We start from the raw sequence: 16,413 nt of genomic DNA on the forward strand, positions 1-16,413 counted from the left end.
CCTGAATTCAAGCTTAGCTAATGCAATACGCCATCCCTTTCAACAAGCCCTACCTTTCCGGGAACGAAGCCCGGTACATTGAAGAAGCAGTTCGTTCCGGTAAGATTTCCGGCGACGGCATTTTCACCAAGCGCTGCCACACGTTCTTCGAGCAGCAGCTGGGGTTTCAGAAGGTGCTGTTGACGACTTCCTGCACCGACGCCCTGGAGCTGGCAGCGCTATTGCTCGACTTGCAGCCTGGAGATGAGGTAATTATGCCGTCGTTCACATTTGTGAGCACGCCCAACGCCTTCGTCCTGCGCGGAGCCAAAATTGTGTTTGCCGACAGCACGGCCGAGAACCCAAACATGGACGTGGCCGCGCTTGAAAGCCTGGTTACGCCGCGCACCCGCGCCATTGTGCCGGTGCACTATGCCGGCATTGCCTGCGACATGGATGCCATTCAGGCCGTAGCTGCCCGCCACAACCTTACTGTGGTGGAAGATGCGGCCCAGGCCATCGACAGTTTTTATAAGGGCCGGCCGCTGGGCACCATTGGCGCGCTGGGGGCTTTCTCCTTCCACGAAACCAAGAACATTACCTCGGGCGAGGGCGGTATGCTGGCCATCAACGACAAGCGGTACGCTAATCGCGCCGAAATCATCCGCGAGAAGGGCACCAACCGTTCGTCGTTTTTCCGGGGCGAAGTCGACAAATACGGCTGGGTTGAGGTAGGTTCCAGCTTCTTGCCTTCCGATATTATTGCGGCATTCCTGTGGGCTCAGATTGAGAACATGGCCATCATTCAGCAGCGTCGTAAAGACATCTGGGAGCGGTACTATGCCGCGCTGCAGCCGTTGGTGGCACAGGGCGTGGGCTTACCCATCGTGCCCGACTACGCCACCAACAACGGCCACATGTTTTACCTTGTGTGCCGCGACTTGGCCGAGCGAAGTGCCCTCATCACGCACATGCGTCAGCTGCAAATCTCGCCGGTATTCCACTACCTCTCGTTGCACAAAAGCCCATTCTACGCCGATAAGCACGATGGCCGTGAGTTGCCTTGGTCCGACCACTACACCGATTGCCTTGTGCGCCTGCCCCTCTACCACGAGCTCAACGAAAGCCTGCAACAGCGCGTGATTGATGGCGTACTGAGCTTTTACAAAGGGCGTTAAGCCAAGTCCTCATGCACGCATCAGGCGAACAGGGCCGCATCGCTGGCGCGGCTTCGCGATGGCTTGGTCCAGTGGTTCAGGTAGTTGTAGGGTTATTAGCTCTGGCGGTACTGGCCGTGATGGTATGGGCTTTGCCTCGCGGCTTCGATATCACTGATGAAGGCTTTTACCTGCTGAACTTCCGCTACCCGGCCGAGTACGAAGCCAGCTTTTCTACCTTCCATTTGGTTGTGGCCCGTATGCTGGGCCTCGCCAATGCCTCGGTATTCACTGCCCGGGCAGTAGGATTAGGAGCCGCAGTGCTTGGGGCCGTCATATTCGGCTTGAGCCTGGCTGCTTGGCTGCAAGCTACCTCAGCCACTGGCACTCGGCGTTGGGTGAGCCGGCCGGGCTTGGTGGTAGGCTTTGTGGTGCTGGGTTCACTGCTGGTGTTTTCTATTTTCCCACGGGCTATTTCCTACAATGGCATCACCAGCTTGTCGCTGCTGCTGTCGGCTGCTGCCGTACTGGCCGCCTTGCGGCGCGGTCCTGTAGCAGCCACTTGGCAGCTGTTGGGCATAGGCTTCGTTCTGGGCATCGATATTTTCGTGAAAGCTTCGTCGGCAGCGCTGCTATTTGGCGGAGCCGTGGTGGTGCTGGCCTGGTACTGGCGCAATTCCGGCTGGCGGTCACTGTTGCGGATAGCAGTGCTGCTGGGCGTGGGCCTGGCTTTGGGTCTCGGGCTCTATTTTGTGATGGTAGAACCTTTTGGGCTATGGCATCGCAATTTCGTGCAGGAAATGACCGCCTTGCAATCGCAAGGCCGCTACGGCATGGCCGACCTATTGCCCAAATATATCAGCAGTGCTTTCAGGACGCTGCTTTTTCTCGTATTCCCGCTCGGACCGGTGGTAGTGGTGGTGGCGGGCCTGGCTTGGTGGTGGCCACGTCGTGTACCGGCCGCCTGGCACCGGTTGGCCATACTGGCACTAGGAGGGGGACTGGGTGCTTTCTTATTGATGGAAGCCCTGCGGCGGCGTTGGTACTCCAACGCCATTTCCAACGGCTTGGAAACCCTGCCGCTGCTGTTGGCTTTGGTCGTGATAACCTTGCTCATAGTAGTTGCCCAGCCCAGAGGCCGCGAAACTCCCGCCACGTCCGTGCCTGCCGCTCCGGCCCAGCAGTGGCCTGTGGGGCTATGGCTGCTATCGCTGCCGCTCTTGGCTGCTGCTGGCACCATCAACGACCTCCGGCTGAACCTGCTCGTCGATATGGCCCCGTGGTTTGGCCTGCTGCTGATTTTGGTTTCACAGGTCCGGCTGGCCTTGCTACCGGCCTGGGTGCCGGCTGCCCTGATACTAGCTCCCGCTGGCTATGCTGCCGAACAAACTATCTGGGGCGTGCTATGGACGCCCTACAACCTGGCTGCCACCATGGCTGCGCAGACCGAACCCCTGCACGCCGCGGGCGTAACGGGACCATTACAGGTCGACCCGGGTACCGTGGCATTCGTCACTCAGCTTGAGAAGCTGCTGGCCGACGGCGGCTTCCAGCCCGGCGACCCTTTGTTGGCTTTCTACGACCTGCCAGGCTTGGTGTACCTCTGCGGGGGCATGTCGCCGGGAGCGGCTTGGTATTTTCCGGGCCGCGACGCGCGCAACTGCCATGCCCTCGATATCACAACACAACCCCTTAGCAGAGCCTGTATCCTGCTCAATCAGCCCTTGGGCGACGAGCTAAAGGCCTGTCTGCACGAGCACGGCCTCGCTTTTCCCGAAAACTATCGGCTGGTGGGCACCGTTCTCAGCAGCTACCAATCCGAGCACCGACAGATACAAGTATATGCGCCGCGGGATACCAGTTCCCGACCCAATTAAATCACGTTTCCGTTATTCAATTATAGCCCTGCATGTGCTGAATACTACCTCTAGCTCCCGCGCCCTACCTTTGTGTGTTCAGGCGCGTATGAGTCGCGGTGGACCTCTGGCACCTTCCTCGCGTTTGGGGAGATGGCCAAAGTGTAAAAGATATCTTGTATGAATAAAGGAATTATAGGCTATTCACTCGATAGCATCCGCTATTACCTAAACCGGTCGGAGAAGCGTCGAGCAGTTATCATGTTCGTGCTGCTGCTGGTTACGTCGTTTCTTGACGTTATTGGCTTGGCGTCGCTGGTACCCGTAATGGTAGTGGCCGCCGAGCCCGGTGGCGTGCAGAAAAGCAAGTTTTTTGCGCCCATCTACCACGGCATGAACTTCGAGTCGGAGCGTAGCTTTTTGCTGATGCTTATTGTGGCCGTGTTTGTCTTTTTCCTGATTAAAAACCTGTTTTCCACTTGGGTTAACTACTTACAGACCGATTTTACCACCAAGCTCGGCCTGAATATTGTAAAGACGCAGCTTGATAAATACCTTCACTTTCCCTTCTGGGATTTCAACCACTTGGGGTCTTCAAATCTGATTAACAGTGCATTGGAGGTGCCGCGCTACTACGTTTCGATGGTGGTGCGGCCTTTGTTTGTGCTGTTTTCTGAACTGGCCGTGGTAGTGGTGATTGTAATTAGCATCCTCATCTACAAGCCCTTGCTGCTGGCCTTGCTGGCGTTTGTGCTGGTGCCTACCACTTTGCTCACTTACCGCGCCCTGCGCGCTCGCTCGCAGGCCATCGGCAACCGGGTAAATGAGTTGCGTCCCATTTCTTACGGCATCATCGGCGACCTGTTTACTGGTTTTGTTGAGCTGAAGCTCGCTAATAAGCAGTACCGCTTCCGCGACCGCCTGCTTGAAAACCAGCGCGAGCTCCAAACCCTCGACTCAGAAAGCTACCTCTACTCGCTGCTTCCGTTGAAGGTGATTGAAATGGTGGCTATTTTGGGCGTGCTGACCATCTTCCTCTACGCCATTTTTGTCCCCAGCGCTTCCAACAGCCTGATTGCGCTGGTGGGTCTGTTCGCCGCCGCCGCTTACCGCCTCATGCCTTCGGTAAACCGGATGCTTACGGCCCTGATGCAGGTGAAGCAGGCGCAGTCCAGCATCGAGAATCTGGAAACCTACCGCGAGCCTAAGTACAACGAGCGGCCCGACCCCAAGCAGTTGCCGCTGTCGTTTGAGCACAGTCTTTCGTTCTCCAACGTCACGTTCAGCTTCCCGGGCGTGGAAACGCCCACGTTGCGTGGCATCAACCTGGAAATCCGCAAAGGCGAAAAAATTGGCTTCATCGGTAGTTCCGGCTCGGGCAAAACCACGCTGATGAACGTGCTGCTGCGTTTCTATATCGAGCAGCATGGCCACATTCTTATTGATGGCCAGCCGCTCACCTCGCAGCATATCGAAGCCTGGCATCGTATTGTGGGCTACGTGAAGCAGGATACTTTCCTTATGGAAGCCTCCATTCAGGACAATATCACCCTCGGCGATGCCAATGTGGATGCGGCCCGGCTGGATTATGCCGTGGAGCAGGCATCGCTGCGCAACTTCATCGCCGGTCTGCCCGAGGGAGTAAACACACACATTGGCGAGCGAGGGTCGAAACTCTCGGGGGGACAGCGTCAGCGCATCGGCATTGCCCGTGCGCTCTACAAGCGCACGCAGGTGCTGGTGCTTGATGAGGCTACCAGCGCCCTCGACAATGAAACCGAGCGCGAAGTAAACGAAGCCATCAACAAGCTCTCCGAAACCGACATCACCATCCTTATTATTGCTCACCGCATCACCACGCTGCGCGAGTGTGACCGGATTTATGAGCTTAGCCAGGGCAATGTTATTGCTGAGCATCAATACGAAAGCTTGATGCAGCAAATTGTGCAAGCCTAACCCAACCAGCGTACCGAAAGACACCAAAATCCAATGCCGATAAACGTAACCCAATCCTATCTGCCGCCGCTGGAAGACTATGTTAAATACCTGACCGGAATCTGGGAACGGGTTTACCTGACAAATGCCGGACCTCTGGTTGTGGAACTGGAGCAGCGCCTGAAGGACGAGTTGGGCGTGAAACACCTCTTTTTCGTCAACAACGGCACCATTGCCCTGCAGATTGCCATCAAGGCGCTTGACCTGAAGGGAGAGGTGCTGACTACACCATTTTCGTACGTGGCCACCACGTCCAGCTTGGTATGGGAGGGTTGCACCCCGGTATTTGTCGACATTGACCCTGCCACGCTCTGTATTAACCCAGCGCTGTTGGAAGCCGCTATCACGCCGCGTACGGTGGGCATCATGGCCACCCACGTCTACGGCAACCCTTGCGACCTGGAAGCCATTGAGGCCATTGCCAAGCGCCACAACCTGAAGGTGATTTATGACGCCGCGCACGCATTTGGTGTGACCTATAAGAATAGTTCGGTGCTGAACTACGGCGATATTTCTACGCTTAGCTTCCATGCCACCAAACTGTTCCACACGGGCGAGGGCGGAGCCATTGTCACCAACGACGACGAACTGGCCCATCGTATTGCCTACATGCGCAACTTCGGCCACAACGGCCCCGAAGCCTTCTGGGGGGTGGGTGTCAACGGTAAAAGCTCGGAACTACACGCCGCCATGGGCTTGTGTGTGCTGCCCAAAGTGCCGGAACTGATTGCCAAGCGCCGCATTTTGAGCGAGCGCTACGACGCATTGCTGGATGGCACGAAATGCGTGCGGCCCACCATTCAGCCCCACACGGCCTACAATTTCTCGTACCACCCCATCGTATTGCCTTCTGAGGAAGTACTGCTGAAAGTACGCGATAACCTCAATGCTCATGAAATCACGCCGCGCCGCTATTTCTATCCTTCGCTGAACACGCTCAATTACGTGGCCCCTCAGGAAGCGCCGGTTTCGGAAGATATCTCACGGCGCGTGCTGTGTCTGCCGTTGTACTACGACTTGCAAATCAGTCAGGTAGAGCAGGTGGCCCAACTCATCAACGAAGTGCTCTAAACCATGTTGGTATTGGGTGCCCGGGGCCATGCCATTGAACTGCTGCAAGTGCTGGAAGACATTGGCGAAACGAACTTGTGCTTCTACGACGATGTGAGCCCGGATGCCCCTGCCCAGCTGTTTGGCTGCTACCCGGTGCTCCGGTCGCCGGCCGAAGCCATGCAGCATCTGCGCCACGACCCCCGCGCAGCGCTGGGCATCGGTGGCGGGCGGCTGCGCGCACAGTTGGCCGACCGGGTACGGCAGTGGGGGGGGCAGCTACACTCCGTAGTTGCTCCTTCGGCCAACGTCGGGCGGCACTCGGTGGTGCTGGAGCCTGGCCTCAACGTGATGCAGAATGTGATGGTTAGCAATGAAGTATTTGTTGGAGAGGGGAGCCTGATAAATGCCCGCGCCGCATTGCACCACAACGTAGTGGTAGGACGCTACTGTGAGGTATCGCCCGGAGCCCAACTGCTGGGCCACGTGCGGATAGGCGACTACTCGCAGATAGGAGCCGGAGCCGTGGTGCTGCCGCGCATCACTATTGGGCAGGGGGCCACGGTGGGAGCCGGCGCGGTGGTTACCCGCTACGTGTCCGATAATGAGATAGTGGCCGGGGTGCCGGCGCGGCCTCTGCTACGCAAAGCATAGTTGGGCATTGGCTGAAAAACGCAACGCCCATTAACTGCCCGTTTCGAAGCCAAGTGTTTTAAACAAGCTGCCAGCGGGTTTTCATATGCTGCCGGCTATTTGCAAGTGAATTAACTGCTCATCTATTTTTTACCCCGTTGCCATGTCGCAAGAATCTGCTTCCAACCCACCGCTCGTGAGCGTGATGATGGTGACTTATAACCAGGAAGCGTACGTGGCTACGGCGCTGGATAGCATTCTTAATCAAGAAGTTGATTTTGATTACGAAATTGTCATTGGCGAGGACTACTCCACGGACCGCACCCGCGCCATTATTTCGGAATACCAGCAGCGCTATGGCAGCCGGATACGGCCGCTGTTTCACGAGAAAAACCTCGGGGTTTCACGCAATTGGGAGTTTACGGCGGCCCAATGCCGGGGTAAATACGTAGCCTTGCTGGAAGGCGATGATTATTGGACGAACCCGCACAAGCTGCAAAAGCAGGTCGACTTTATGGAGTCGCATCCGGACTTCAGCATGTGTTTCCACAATGCTCGGGTACTGTATGAAGGCGGAGCCAACCCGCCTGCCAGCCACCTGATGACGCAGATTCAAAAGGCCGAACTTACCCTTGACGAGGTGACCCGCGACTGGCACATTGCCACTGGCTCGGTGATGTACCGCCGAGCCATGCTGCCGGAACTGCCAGCTTGGGTACACGATTCGGTGGTGGTGGACCTGCCCCTGCTGGCCTCGCTGGCCAAAGCCGGCCGGGTGGGCTTCCTGAACGAAGAAATGGGCGTGTACCGCGTGAATGCCGGCGGCGTGTCCCAAACTGCTAAAAAGGAAGCTTACTTGCTGGGCCTCGTGCGGATGTATGCCCGCCTAGACGAGCACCTGGGCTACGGGCAGCACCGCAATTTTATGGTGAAAACGGCTGATGCCTACCTGGCCCTGGCCAGCTCTCTAAACACGCAACAACGCCACGCCGAAGCCCGCAGGTATCTGTTGCGTTCGCTGCGCAGCCGTGTGTCGGTGGGGGTGGTACCGCGTAGCAATTCTTTCAAGGCGCTTGCCATTAGTTTATTGCCGGGGCTGTATAATCGGTTTTATCCGCAGCGGACCGGCATATAGCGGCAGGGTTTGGAGTGTTGGAAACCCTGAACTCAGCTCGGCAGCGGGCAGAATCCACTTATATTTACCACATTGTGAAACGCTGACAGTGTGGCAATTCTCAAAAGTATTTTCCTTTTTTAATCGTGGCCGATATCCTAACTACCAGCACTCTTATGGGCTCCGTAGCAGTCACCTGTGTGATAGGCGGAGCAGGATTTATTGGCCGGGCAGTGGTCGATGAGCTTTTGCAGCAAGGGCGTCGGGTGGTGGTGGTGGGCCGCGAGGCCACGCCTGCGCCCGCGCTGCCGGCCGGGGTGGAGTACGTAGCCAATCCAACCGGCAACGACGATGAATTGCTGCGCCGGGTGTTAAGTAAAGTGAACGAGGTGATAGACCTGGCCTACGCCACGGTGCCCAAAACCAGCTTTCAGGACCCGGTACACGACATTCTGGTGAACCTGCCCACAGCTGTGCGCCTGTTTGAACTGGCAGCCTCGCTGCCGATTCGCAAGTTTGTATGGATATCGTCGGGCGGCACGGTGTACGGTCGCACCAAAGCGCCTTTTCTTACCGAAGAGCACCTGACCGAACCGATTTCGCCCTATGGCATTACCAAGCTGGCCATCGAGAAATACGCGCACATGTATTTCGAGTCGCAGGGCCTGCCGGTGGTATGCGTAAGGCCTTCCAACGCCTTTGGCGAGGGCCAACGCACATACTCGGGGCAGGGCTTCATCGCCACGGCCATTGCCTCCATCCTAGATGGGCGTGAACTGAGCTTGTACGGCGAGGAGGGCACCGTGCGCGATTATCTTTATGTGCAGGATGTGGCCCGAGGCATTGTAGCCTCTCTCATCAATGGCCAGCCCGGGCAGGTGTACAACCTTGGCAGTGGCCACGGCCTTACCAACCGACAGGTGCTGGATGCCCTGGCACCGTTGGCTGCGTCCACAGGACACGCCATTAAGCTCCGGGTGTTGCCCGTGCGTCCGTTCGACGTACCACTCAACGTGCTCAATAGCGAAAAGCTGACCGCACACACGCAGTGGCACCCGCAACTGGACTTCGCCGAAGGACTAGCACGCACTTGGGCTTGGTACGCCGCCCATTACCAAACAGCCGCCGCCCGAACTACGGTCTAACTCCCAATGCGTTACTTCGCAAGCAATGACAGTTGCTTCAAGTACATAGTCTTATCTGATTTATTATTGTTAATGATGCATACAATACCCGCAGAAGGTCATTTAGCAGCCCCGGTAGCATTGTCTGTTTCAGCTGCCGCGCCAGTTGCCGGCGAAGCGAAGCCCCGCAAGAGCTATTTGCCCGGGCTCGATACACTCCGGGCCGTGGCTGCACTGAGTGTCTGCTTTTTTCACTTCAGTGGCGGCATGATGCCCAAGTTGGTAGTACCCGCCGCGAAAAGCGCATTTTCGCAGGGTTATCTAGGGGTTGATATCTTTTTCGTTATCTCGGGTTTTATCATTCCCTACAGCTTGGTGGGCAAAAACCACCGGGTTGCCGGCTTCTTTGCTTACCTGAAAAAGCGTGTCATGCGCATTAACCCGCCTGCTTATGTATCCCTGTTACTGGTGTTGGGGCAGTGGTTTTTCATCGATAAGTTTATCAACAAGACTTCCTTTTATACCAAGGACTTGAGTCTGGGCCAAGTGGTGCACAACCTTTTGTTTACTATTCCTTTCACTAACTATAAATGGATAAGCGGCATCTTCTGGACGCTGGCTATTGAATTTCAGTTTTACCTGTTTATCGGCCTTTTATTCAATGTCTTGTTCGGCAGGAATCTGGTTTGGTTCGTGACGCTCTATGTGCTAATGGGGCTGGCGCAGTTCGTGCCGGCACTTGCAGCGGCCGAGTTCTTTCACTACAGTACATTGTTTGCGCTGGGCGGCGTGGCGCTGTTGTGGCAGCAGCAGCGGGTTCCGGTGTGGCTGTATGTGGCCGGGTTGGTGACGTTTGGCGGGCTTGCGTTTTGGCAACTGGGCCTGTACGCAGCCTTAGTGGGGGTGGGTACGGCGGTGGCCATCAACACAATTAAAGCGAGCATCCCGGGCTTTTCGTTTTTGGGTAAAATATCCTACTCACTGTATCTGCTGCATGGCCTTATCGGCACTACGGCCGAATTTGCCTTGGTGAAGCTGTTGCCACCGACTTCGGACGCACGTAAGCTTTTGCTAACGGTTATATGCCTGGGCCTGGCGATTGCAGGTGCGTATGTATTCTACCTGATAGTAGAAAAACCCTTTATGCGCTTGGCTTCTCAAAATCGCCGTTAGCGCTGGCCAGTTCTACGGACCGCCCAATTATGGGCAAATACGTTAGTGACAGGGCCATTGTACCTTTGCCGGGCGCTGGCGAGTGACACCTGCTTAAGATACTGGCCCAATTAATTCGGGGATGATAATGATATTCAATCCTTTGGATTAATAATGTGCCACTAGCTTTCCCTTGGGCCGGCAGTATTGGACGCTATTGGTTTGGCCAATGTCTATTGCCAGCAAGTTAAATTCACGTATTCCTAACTGATGAAAATTTTTGTTGTAAGCCTGTCGAGGGTAGAAGCGAGAACCAAGTACATAAAAGCTCATCTGGATTCTCTAAAAGTTGATTATGAGTTGATTGACGCGGTTGACTACATCAATCTTACCCCGGCCGACTTCGACGTGCTATCCGACCAGGAGGCGGTGAGCAAAAACCCTTACTTGACCAAAGGCGTTATCGCGTGCTCGCTTTCACACGTGAAGATTTACAAGCATATCGTAGCCAACAACGTGGGCGTGAGCCTTGTGATTGAGGACGACGCCGCGCTGCCCAAAAACATCAAGAAGATTCTGGACATCGTGGAGCGTGAGATTAAGGACGACGAGATTATCTCGCTGTCATATTTCAATCACCACCAAGCCAAGGATACCACCGACATGAGCAAGTACGAGCGCAAGCCGGTGGGTGAGGGGTGCGAGCTGGTGTACCCCGTTGATTTGCACGAAATTGCTTCGTCGATGGCCTATGTCATCACCAAAAAGGTGGCCGAACGAATGATTGACGTGCTGATGCCCATCTGGGTGCAGACGGATTACTGGGGCGACTATTACGACAAGCATGGGTTTAGCTCGTTCCGCTGTTTGTATCCGGTGCAGGTGCTGGCCGCGCCCATCCGTTCCTCCATCGAATACGACACGGCCAAGACGTTGACCAGCCGGGTGGCTTCGCTGGTGCGGAAGTACAAAGTGCCTGTACTAATGTCGTATCTGGAAAAACGGGCCAGCAAGATTCAGGGCGAAAAATATCATTTCCGGTTTGTCGACCGTCCGCCTTTCAATAAGGCCCAATAGGCTGAAAGTAAGGAGTGTTAATTAGTGTCGAATGCGCTGCTATCTATGAAAATACTGCTGGCCATTGAGGATTTGCGCACCGGAGGAGCTCAGGTGTTTGGCATGCGGCTGGCCCAGGCGCTACACCAGCGCGGGCATCAGGTATGGCTATACAGCCATTACCCCAGCTACACCAACCACCCACTGGTGAAGCAGGTGGCGCCAGATGTACCGGTTCTGGGCTTTGAGGCCGGCATGCCTGGCCTGGAGTGGCTCAGCCGCAAGATGCAGGGCGTGCTCCGCCGGTTTGGTAAGCCGTTTCCGCTACGCGAGCAGTTGGTAGAACGCCACCTGCGCCAGACCATGGAGCAGCTAGGTGTGCAGCTGATTAACTCGCACATGATTAAGTCGGATTACGTGGCTGCGGCGGCTGGTGCCGCCGCCCGGCCAAAGGTGCCACTCGTGATTACGATGCATGGCTGCTACGAAGACTTCCTGCACAAGACCACGGAGCCGGAAGTGACAATGAAATCGCGCGAGGCACTGCGGCAGGCAGCTGCAGTGGTGTATCTGACACAGAAAAACTTAGAGATTTTTTCGGTGCCCGGCGTGCGGTCGTTCGATGATATTCCGCACGCACAGATTTACAATGGGTTCGACGGCCATTTCTCCGCGCCCGATAAGCTGCCCACGCGGGCGCAGTTGGGCATTGGCGAGCAGGACATCGTGTTTGGGATGGTGGCCCGCGGCATTGCCGAGAAAGGCTGGGCTTACGCCCTGCGCTCGTTTGCCGAAATCAGCGCAGCCCACCCCAACGCGCACCTAGTGTTAGTTGGTAGCAGCGACTACCTTACCGGCCTGAAAGCAGCCAATACCAACCCGCACATTCATTTTGTAGGCTTTGCCTCCAATCCGATCGACTGGGTGCGGCTGTTTGATGTGGGCCTGCTGCCGAGCTACTTCGCCTCCGAAAGCCTGCCCAATTCCATTGCCGAGTACCTGTTCTGCGGGGCCCCGGTCATAGCCACCCGCATCGGCGAGATTCCGCAGATGCTGGACGTGCCCGGGCAGGGCTTGGCTGGTGTACTGCTGGAGCAGAACGGGCACGGCCTTACCAACCCCGAGGCCCTGACGGCCGCCCTGCTGGCGTATCTCACCGACCCGGCTTTGCTGACAGCCCACAAGGCTCGTGCGGCCCTTTGCTTCGATAAATTCCGCATGGAGCGCTGCGTGGCGGCCTACGAAGCCATTTTTACGGAGGCGCTATAGTCCGGCCCACGTATTAATTCTGATATTGAATACCGTATGACTAATTCTGATTCGCGGCCCCGGCTGCTGATTGTTATCCCGAACCGGGGCATGGGCGGTGCCCAACGTGCGTTTCATGACCACAGTGTGGAACTGGGTAAATATTACCAGGTAACGGAAGTTATTTTCAATGAAGACGAGGCCGACATGTACCCCAGCGGCAACCCTGTGCGCAGCCTTGGGGTGCCGGGCGGCGGCTCGGCGCTGGCCAAAATTCAGAACTTCTGGCAGCGCGTGACGCGGCTACGCGAGCTGAAAAAGGAGTTGAACTGTGATGTATCGGTGAGCCATCTGGAAGGAGCCGATTACATCAACCTGCTGAGCAAAGGCCGGGAAAAGGCCATTGTGCTCATTCAGGGCTCGAAAGTGCACGACCGCAATATCAATGGGGCCGTGGGGATGCTGCGTAAAAAGGTGCTTATGCCCTGGCTTTACCAGCGGGCCGATAAGATGGTGACCGTGAGCCGCGACATTATACCGGAAATGACCGAGACGTTTGGCGTCCCGCGCCACAAGCTGTCGGCCATCAACAACTCGTTTGAGGTAGAACATGTGCGCCAACTTAGCCTGGAGCCGTTGGATGCTGCTATGCAGGCGGTGTACGAATCCGCGCCGGTATTGGTGACTTCAGGCCGGCTGGCCATTCAGAAAAATCAGGCCCCGTTGCTCGACGTATTTGCGGCCCTGCTCAAACGCCAACCGGCCAAGCTGGTATTCATCGGCGATGGTGAACTGCGCCAGGACCTGTTAGACCATGCCCGTAAGCTTGGCCTGCGCGTGTACCAAGCCATGGACCAGCCCGCCCCGCTCACGCCGGATTTCGACGTGTACTTCGTGGGTTTGCAGCAGAACCCATTCAAATTCATCCGGCCAGCCACGGCTTTTGTATTTCCCTCGGCTTGGGAGGGGTTCCCGCTGGCGCTGGGCGAGGCCATGACCTGTGGAGTGCCCGTGGTATCAACCGACTGCCCGACCGGCCCGCGCGAAATGCTGGCTCCCACCGTGGAAGCCCCCAAAACAGCCCTGCGGCAGGCCGAATGGGCCGAATTCGGCATCCTGATGCCCATGCTAACCGAACCCGCTAGCCTCACCGCTGATATCGCATGCTGGACTGATACACTGGAGCAACTGCTGAATGACGCCCCCGCCCGGCAACGCCTGGGCGAAGCTGCCCGCCTGCGGTCTAACGACTTCACACATAAGCGCATTTTTGGGCAATGGAAGGAGTTGATTGATGGGCTGCTGAACCGCAAAGCACGTGCTTAGCGAAACGCGGGGGCTACCTACCGCTACAAGTAGCCGTCCTCTTATTCTGCTGGTAGACAATTCCCGGGCCGTGACCGGGGCACTCAATGCCTTGCGCCACGCGACCAGTCCGCTGCGCGACCGGTTCGAATTTGCCTATGTGCTGCCCACTGGCAGCACCGGCCGGGCCGTGCTGGAAGCTGATGGCTACCGCGTGCACGAGTTACCCTTTGTGGAAATAAGCCGCCGGCCGGCCGACCTGCTGCTCTACCTGCCCATGCTGCTGCTGAACGGCTGGCGGCTCCGGCAACTGGCTCGACGCGAGCGGGCGAAGATGCTGCATCTGAATGACTTCTATAACCTGACCGGCTACGTGGCTCGCTGGCTGAGCTTAGGCCGGCTGCCGGTGCTCACACATGTGCGGTTTCTGCCGCAGGTGCTGCCACAGCTATTTGCCCGGCCGTGGCGCTGGCTGGCCGAAAATGCCGCCCAACAGGTGCTGTGTGTGTCGGAAGCCGTACGGGGCTACTTTGCGCCCGGCAACGCCGGTGTTCGCACCGTGTACGACCCTTTACCGGCGCGTGGCGAGGAAATGCCGGCTTATGCAGTAACTGCTGCTGCTAACAGGGCAGTGCGGTTGTTGTACCTCAGCAACTATATTCGGGGCAAGGGGCAGAATTTTGCATTGGAAGCTTTTCAACTTGCCCACGCCCGCAACCCCAATCTGCACCTGCACTTTGTGGGCGGCGATATGGGCATGGTGAAAAACCAGGAGTTCCGGCAGGAGCTTGAAGACGCCGCCAAAGCAGCCGGCCTGGTAGAGGTGGTACATTTCGACGGTTTCGCGGCTAACACAGAAGCGGCCATGAAAGCGCACGACATCGTGTTGAATTTCTCCGAGGCCGAGTCCTTCTCTCTCACTTGCCTCGATGCCCTGTACTACGGCGTCCCGCTGATTGCCACCGATTGCGGCGGCCCGGCTGAGCTTTTCGAAAACGGAAAATCGGGCCTCCTGGTGCCCAACCGCGACGCACCCGCCATGGCCGACGCAATAGTAGCGCTGGCCGGCAATGAAACCTTGCGGCAGCAGTTTTCATTAGCCAGCCGCGCTTTCGTACGACAGAAATTTGCGCCGGCACGCACCTATGAATTGCTGGCAGGGTGCTACCAACAGGCGTTGGCCCGCGTGTAACTACCCTTCATGGAAACAACTGCTTCTACTCGCTTTGCTTTCAGCTGGTTGTTCGGAATTATGCTGCTGGGGCTGGTGCTGCGCATCGCATTTGTCCTCAAAGGCACGGCGGCGTTCTATCACAGTCCCGGTCCATTTGTGCTGAATGGCGACTCCTTTTCCTATACACTGGCGTTCGAAAACCTATGGCTCAAAGGACACTATACGTTTGATTTCTTGGAGCCTGACGCGTCCTTTGGGCGCCTGCCAGGCTACCCGTTTTTTTATGGAGCACACTGGATATTATTTGGCGGTGCGCGGGCAGCGGCAGCTACTGCTTGGAGCCAGGTGCTGCTGGATACTGGAGCCATTGCAGTAGTATTTGCCATTCTGCGGCGGCTGGAGCCAAATCAGCCCCGCACTGCATACTTAGGGGCGCTGCTGTACGCAACCTATCCGTTTATTATTGTTTGGGTACCCATCATTGGTACTGAAATTCTTGGTACTGACCTCACACTGTTGTGGTTCTGGGTAATGCTGCAATGGCGACCCACGCCGCTTTACCTATTGGGGATAGGTGCTCTGGCTGCGCTGGTATTACTGGTGAGGGCATACATGGGAGTATTGCTACCCATCACTGTATTGTGGGTGCTGTGGCAAACCCGCAAGGCCGCTTGGCATTCGATAGCGCGTAACGTTGGGCTGGCCATACTGGGTTTTGGGCTGCTCTACGGCGGATGGCCGGTACGCAACTATCTGCTGGCCCACCGCCTGGTACTTCTTAAACCGAAGACAGCTGGCTATGCCAATCAGACCGTGGACGTAGACGAATTTTACCAGTGGGTACACTGCTGGACAACCAACGAGAACCCGTGGCTTGATTCGGTGCTCATTGGTAAAGGTCGCATTCATTTCCCGGCTTCGGCCTTTAGCTCAGCAGAGGAAGAAGGGCAGGCTCAGCGGCTGGTGGCGCGCGCCCGGCAGTGCGGGTCTGGGTTCTGGGTGTTGCGCAGAGGCATTAGCAATAGTGCCAGCTACTATCGTGATACCGCTGCTGTATTAGCTGATACCGCCTACCAGAATCATCATTTTCGGGCCTGTAATGAAGAAATAGGAGCGGGCTTCCAGCGTTTGCGGCTGCGGTTTGCGGCGGAGCACCCGTTCCGGTTTTGGTTGGATGTTCCGTTACAGAATGTTCAAAAGGCCTTATTTAAATCGACCATGGCTAAGGCCCCGGTCCTGGAAAAACGGGCTGCTCCGTCTCGTGTTGGCCTGATGCAATTGTTATTTGGCTATCGCACCGTGTTAGTGCTGCTAGGATGGGGCGGGATACTCGTAGGAATACGGCGGCAACCGGCCTTGGGGCTGGTTGCGGCGGTGGCTGCGCTTATATACCTGTACATTTGCTTCCTATACCGGGGGCTGGAAATGCGCTATCTCTTGCAGGCAGATGTGCTATTGCTCGTACCCGCGGCCCTTTGGTTGGGGCGCTGGCTGCCGGCTGGGCTTGCCAACGCAGGCCGCTCGTCGGGGCTAGTGCTCTCTGACTAATATTTGCTACGCATGAAGGATT

At 56.6% G+C, this 16,413-nt stretch carries 13 protein-coding genes; all 13 read left to right on the top strand.

Annotated features, from left to right (window positions below):
• Positions 1-20 precede the first annotated feature (20 nt).
• The 13 genes from rffA to ACYVM5_RS12585 all read left to right on the top strand — a co-directional run bounded on the left by rffA (position 21) and on the right by ACYVM5_RS12585 (position 16,391).
• Complete coding sequence (gene rffA / locus ACYVM5_RS12525) at positions 21-1,157, top strand: dTDP-4-amino-4,6-dideoxygalactose transaminase (protein WP_460618449.1); 1,137 nt, start codon at positions 21-23, stop codon at positions 1,155-1,157.
• Between the two features lie 71 nt (positions 1,158-1,228).
• Positions 1,229-3,013, top strand: a complete 1,785-nt coding sequence (locus ACYVM5_RS12530; RefSeq protein ID WP_460618451.1) for a hypothetical protein — start codon at positions 1,229-1,231, stop codon at positions 3,011-3,013.
• Positions 3,014-3,172: 159 nt separating this feature from the next.
• Positions 3,173-4,948: an ABC transporter ATP-binding protein gene (locus ACYVM5_RS12535; RefSeq protein ID WP_460618452.1), complete on the top strand. Its 1,776-nt coding sequence runs from the start codon at positions 3,173-3,175 to the stop codon at positions 4,946-4,948.
• A gap of 33 nt (positions 4,949-4,981) precedes the next feature.
• Positions 4,982-6,058, top strand: a complete 1,077-nt coding sequence (locus ACYVM5_RS12540) for a DegT/DnrJ/EryC1/StrS family aminotransferase (RefSeq protein ID WP_460618453.1) — start codon at positions 4,982-4,984, stop codon at positions 6,056-6,058.
• Positions 6,059-6,061: 3 nt separating this feature from the next.
• Positions 6,062-6,691, top strand: coding sequence for an LbetaH domain-containing protein (locus ACYVM5_RS12545; RefSeq protein WP_460618454.1), 630 nt, complete (start codon positions 6,062-6,064; stop codon positions 6,689-6,691).
• 142 nt (positions 6,692-6,833) lie between these two features.
• The gene (locus ACYVM5_RS12550) at positions 6,834-7,805 is read left to right on the top strand and encodes a glycosyltransferase family 2 protein (RefSeq protein ID WP_460618455.1); all 972 of its coding nucleotides are present in this window, start codon (positions 6,834-6,836) and stop codon (positions 7,803-7,805) included.
• A 125-nt stretch (positions 7,806-7,930) separates the two neighbouring features.
• Positions 7,931-8,929: an NAD-dependent epimerase/dehydratase family protein gene (locus ACYVM5_RS12555; protein ID WP_460618456.1), complete on the top strand. Its 999-nt coding sequence runs from the start codon at positions 7,931-7,933 to the stop codon at positions 8,927-8,929.
• 6 nt (positions 8,930-8,935) lie between these two features.
• Positions 8,936-10,081 carry an acyltransferase family protein gene (locus ACYVM5_RS12560; protein ID WP_460618457.1) on the top strand — a complete coding sequence of 382 codons (1,146 nt, stop codon included), beginning with the start codon at positions 8,936-8,938 and terminating at the stop codon, positions 10,079-10,081.
• 249 nt (positions 10,082-10,330) lie between these two features.
• A complete protein-coding gene (locus tag ACYVM5_RS12565) occupies positions 10,331-11,137 on the top strand; it encodes a glycosyltransferase family 25 protein (protein ID WP_198066901.1) in 807 nt (268 codons plus the stop codon).
• A gap of 45 nt (positions 11,138-11,182) precedes the next feature.
• A complete protein-coding gene (locus ACYVM5_RS12570; RefSeq protein ID WP_460618459.1) occupies positions 11,183-12,385 on the top strand; it encodes a glycosyltransferase family 4 protein in 1,203 nt (400 codons plus the stop codon).
• Between the two features lie 36 nt (positions 12,386-12,421).
• Positions 12,422-13,690, top strand: a complete 1,269-nt coding sequence (locus ACYVM5_RS12575; RefSeq protein ID WP_460618460.1) for a glycosyltransferase — start codon at positions 12,422-12,424, stop codon at positions 13,688-13,690.
• Positions 13,691-13,760: 70 nt separating this feature from the next.
• A complete protein-coding gene (locus ACYVM5_RS12580) occupies positions 13,761-14,861 on the top strand; it encodes a glycosyltransferase family 4 protein (protein WP_460618461.1) in 1,101 nt (366 codons plus the stop codon).
• A gap of 9 nt (positions 14,862-14,870) precedes the next feature.
• Positions 14,871-16,391, top strand: a complete 1,521-nt coding sequence (locus tag ACYVM5_RS12585) for a glycosyltransferase family 39 protein (protein WP_460618462.1) — start codon at positions 14,871-14,873, stop codon at positions 16,389-16,391.
• Positions 16,392-16,413: the final 22 nt, after the last annotated feature.

This window comes from Hymenobacter ruber (genome assembly GCF_054783255.1).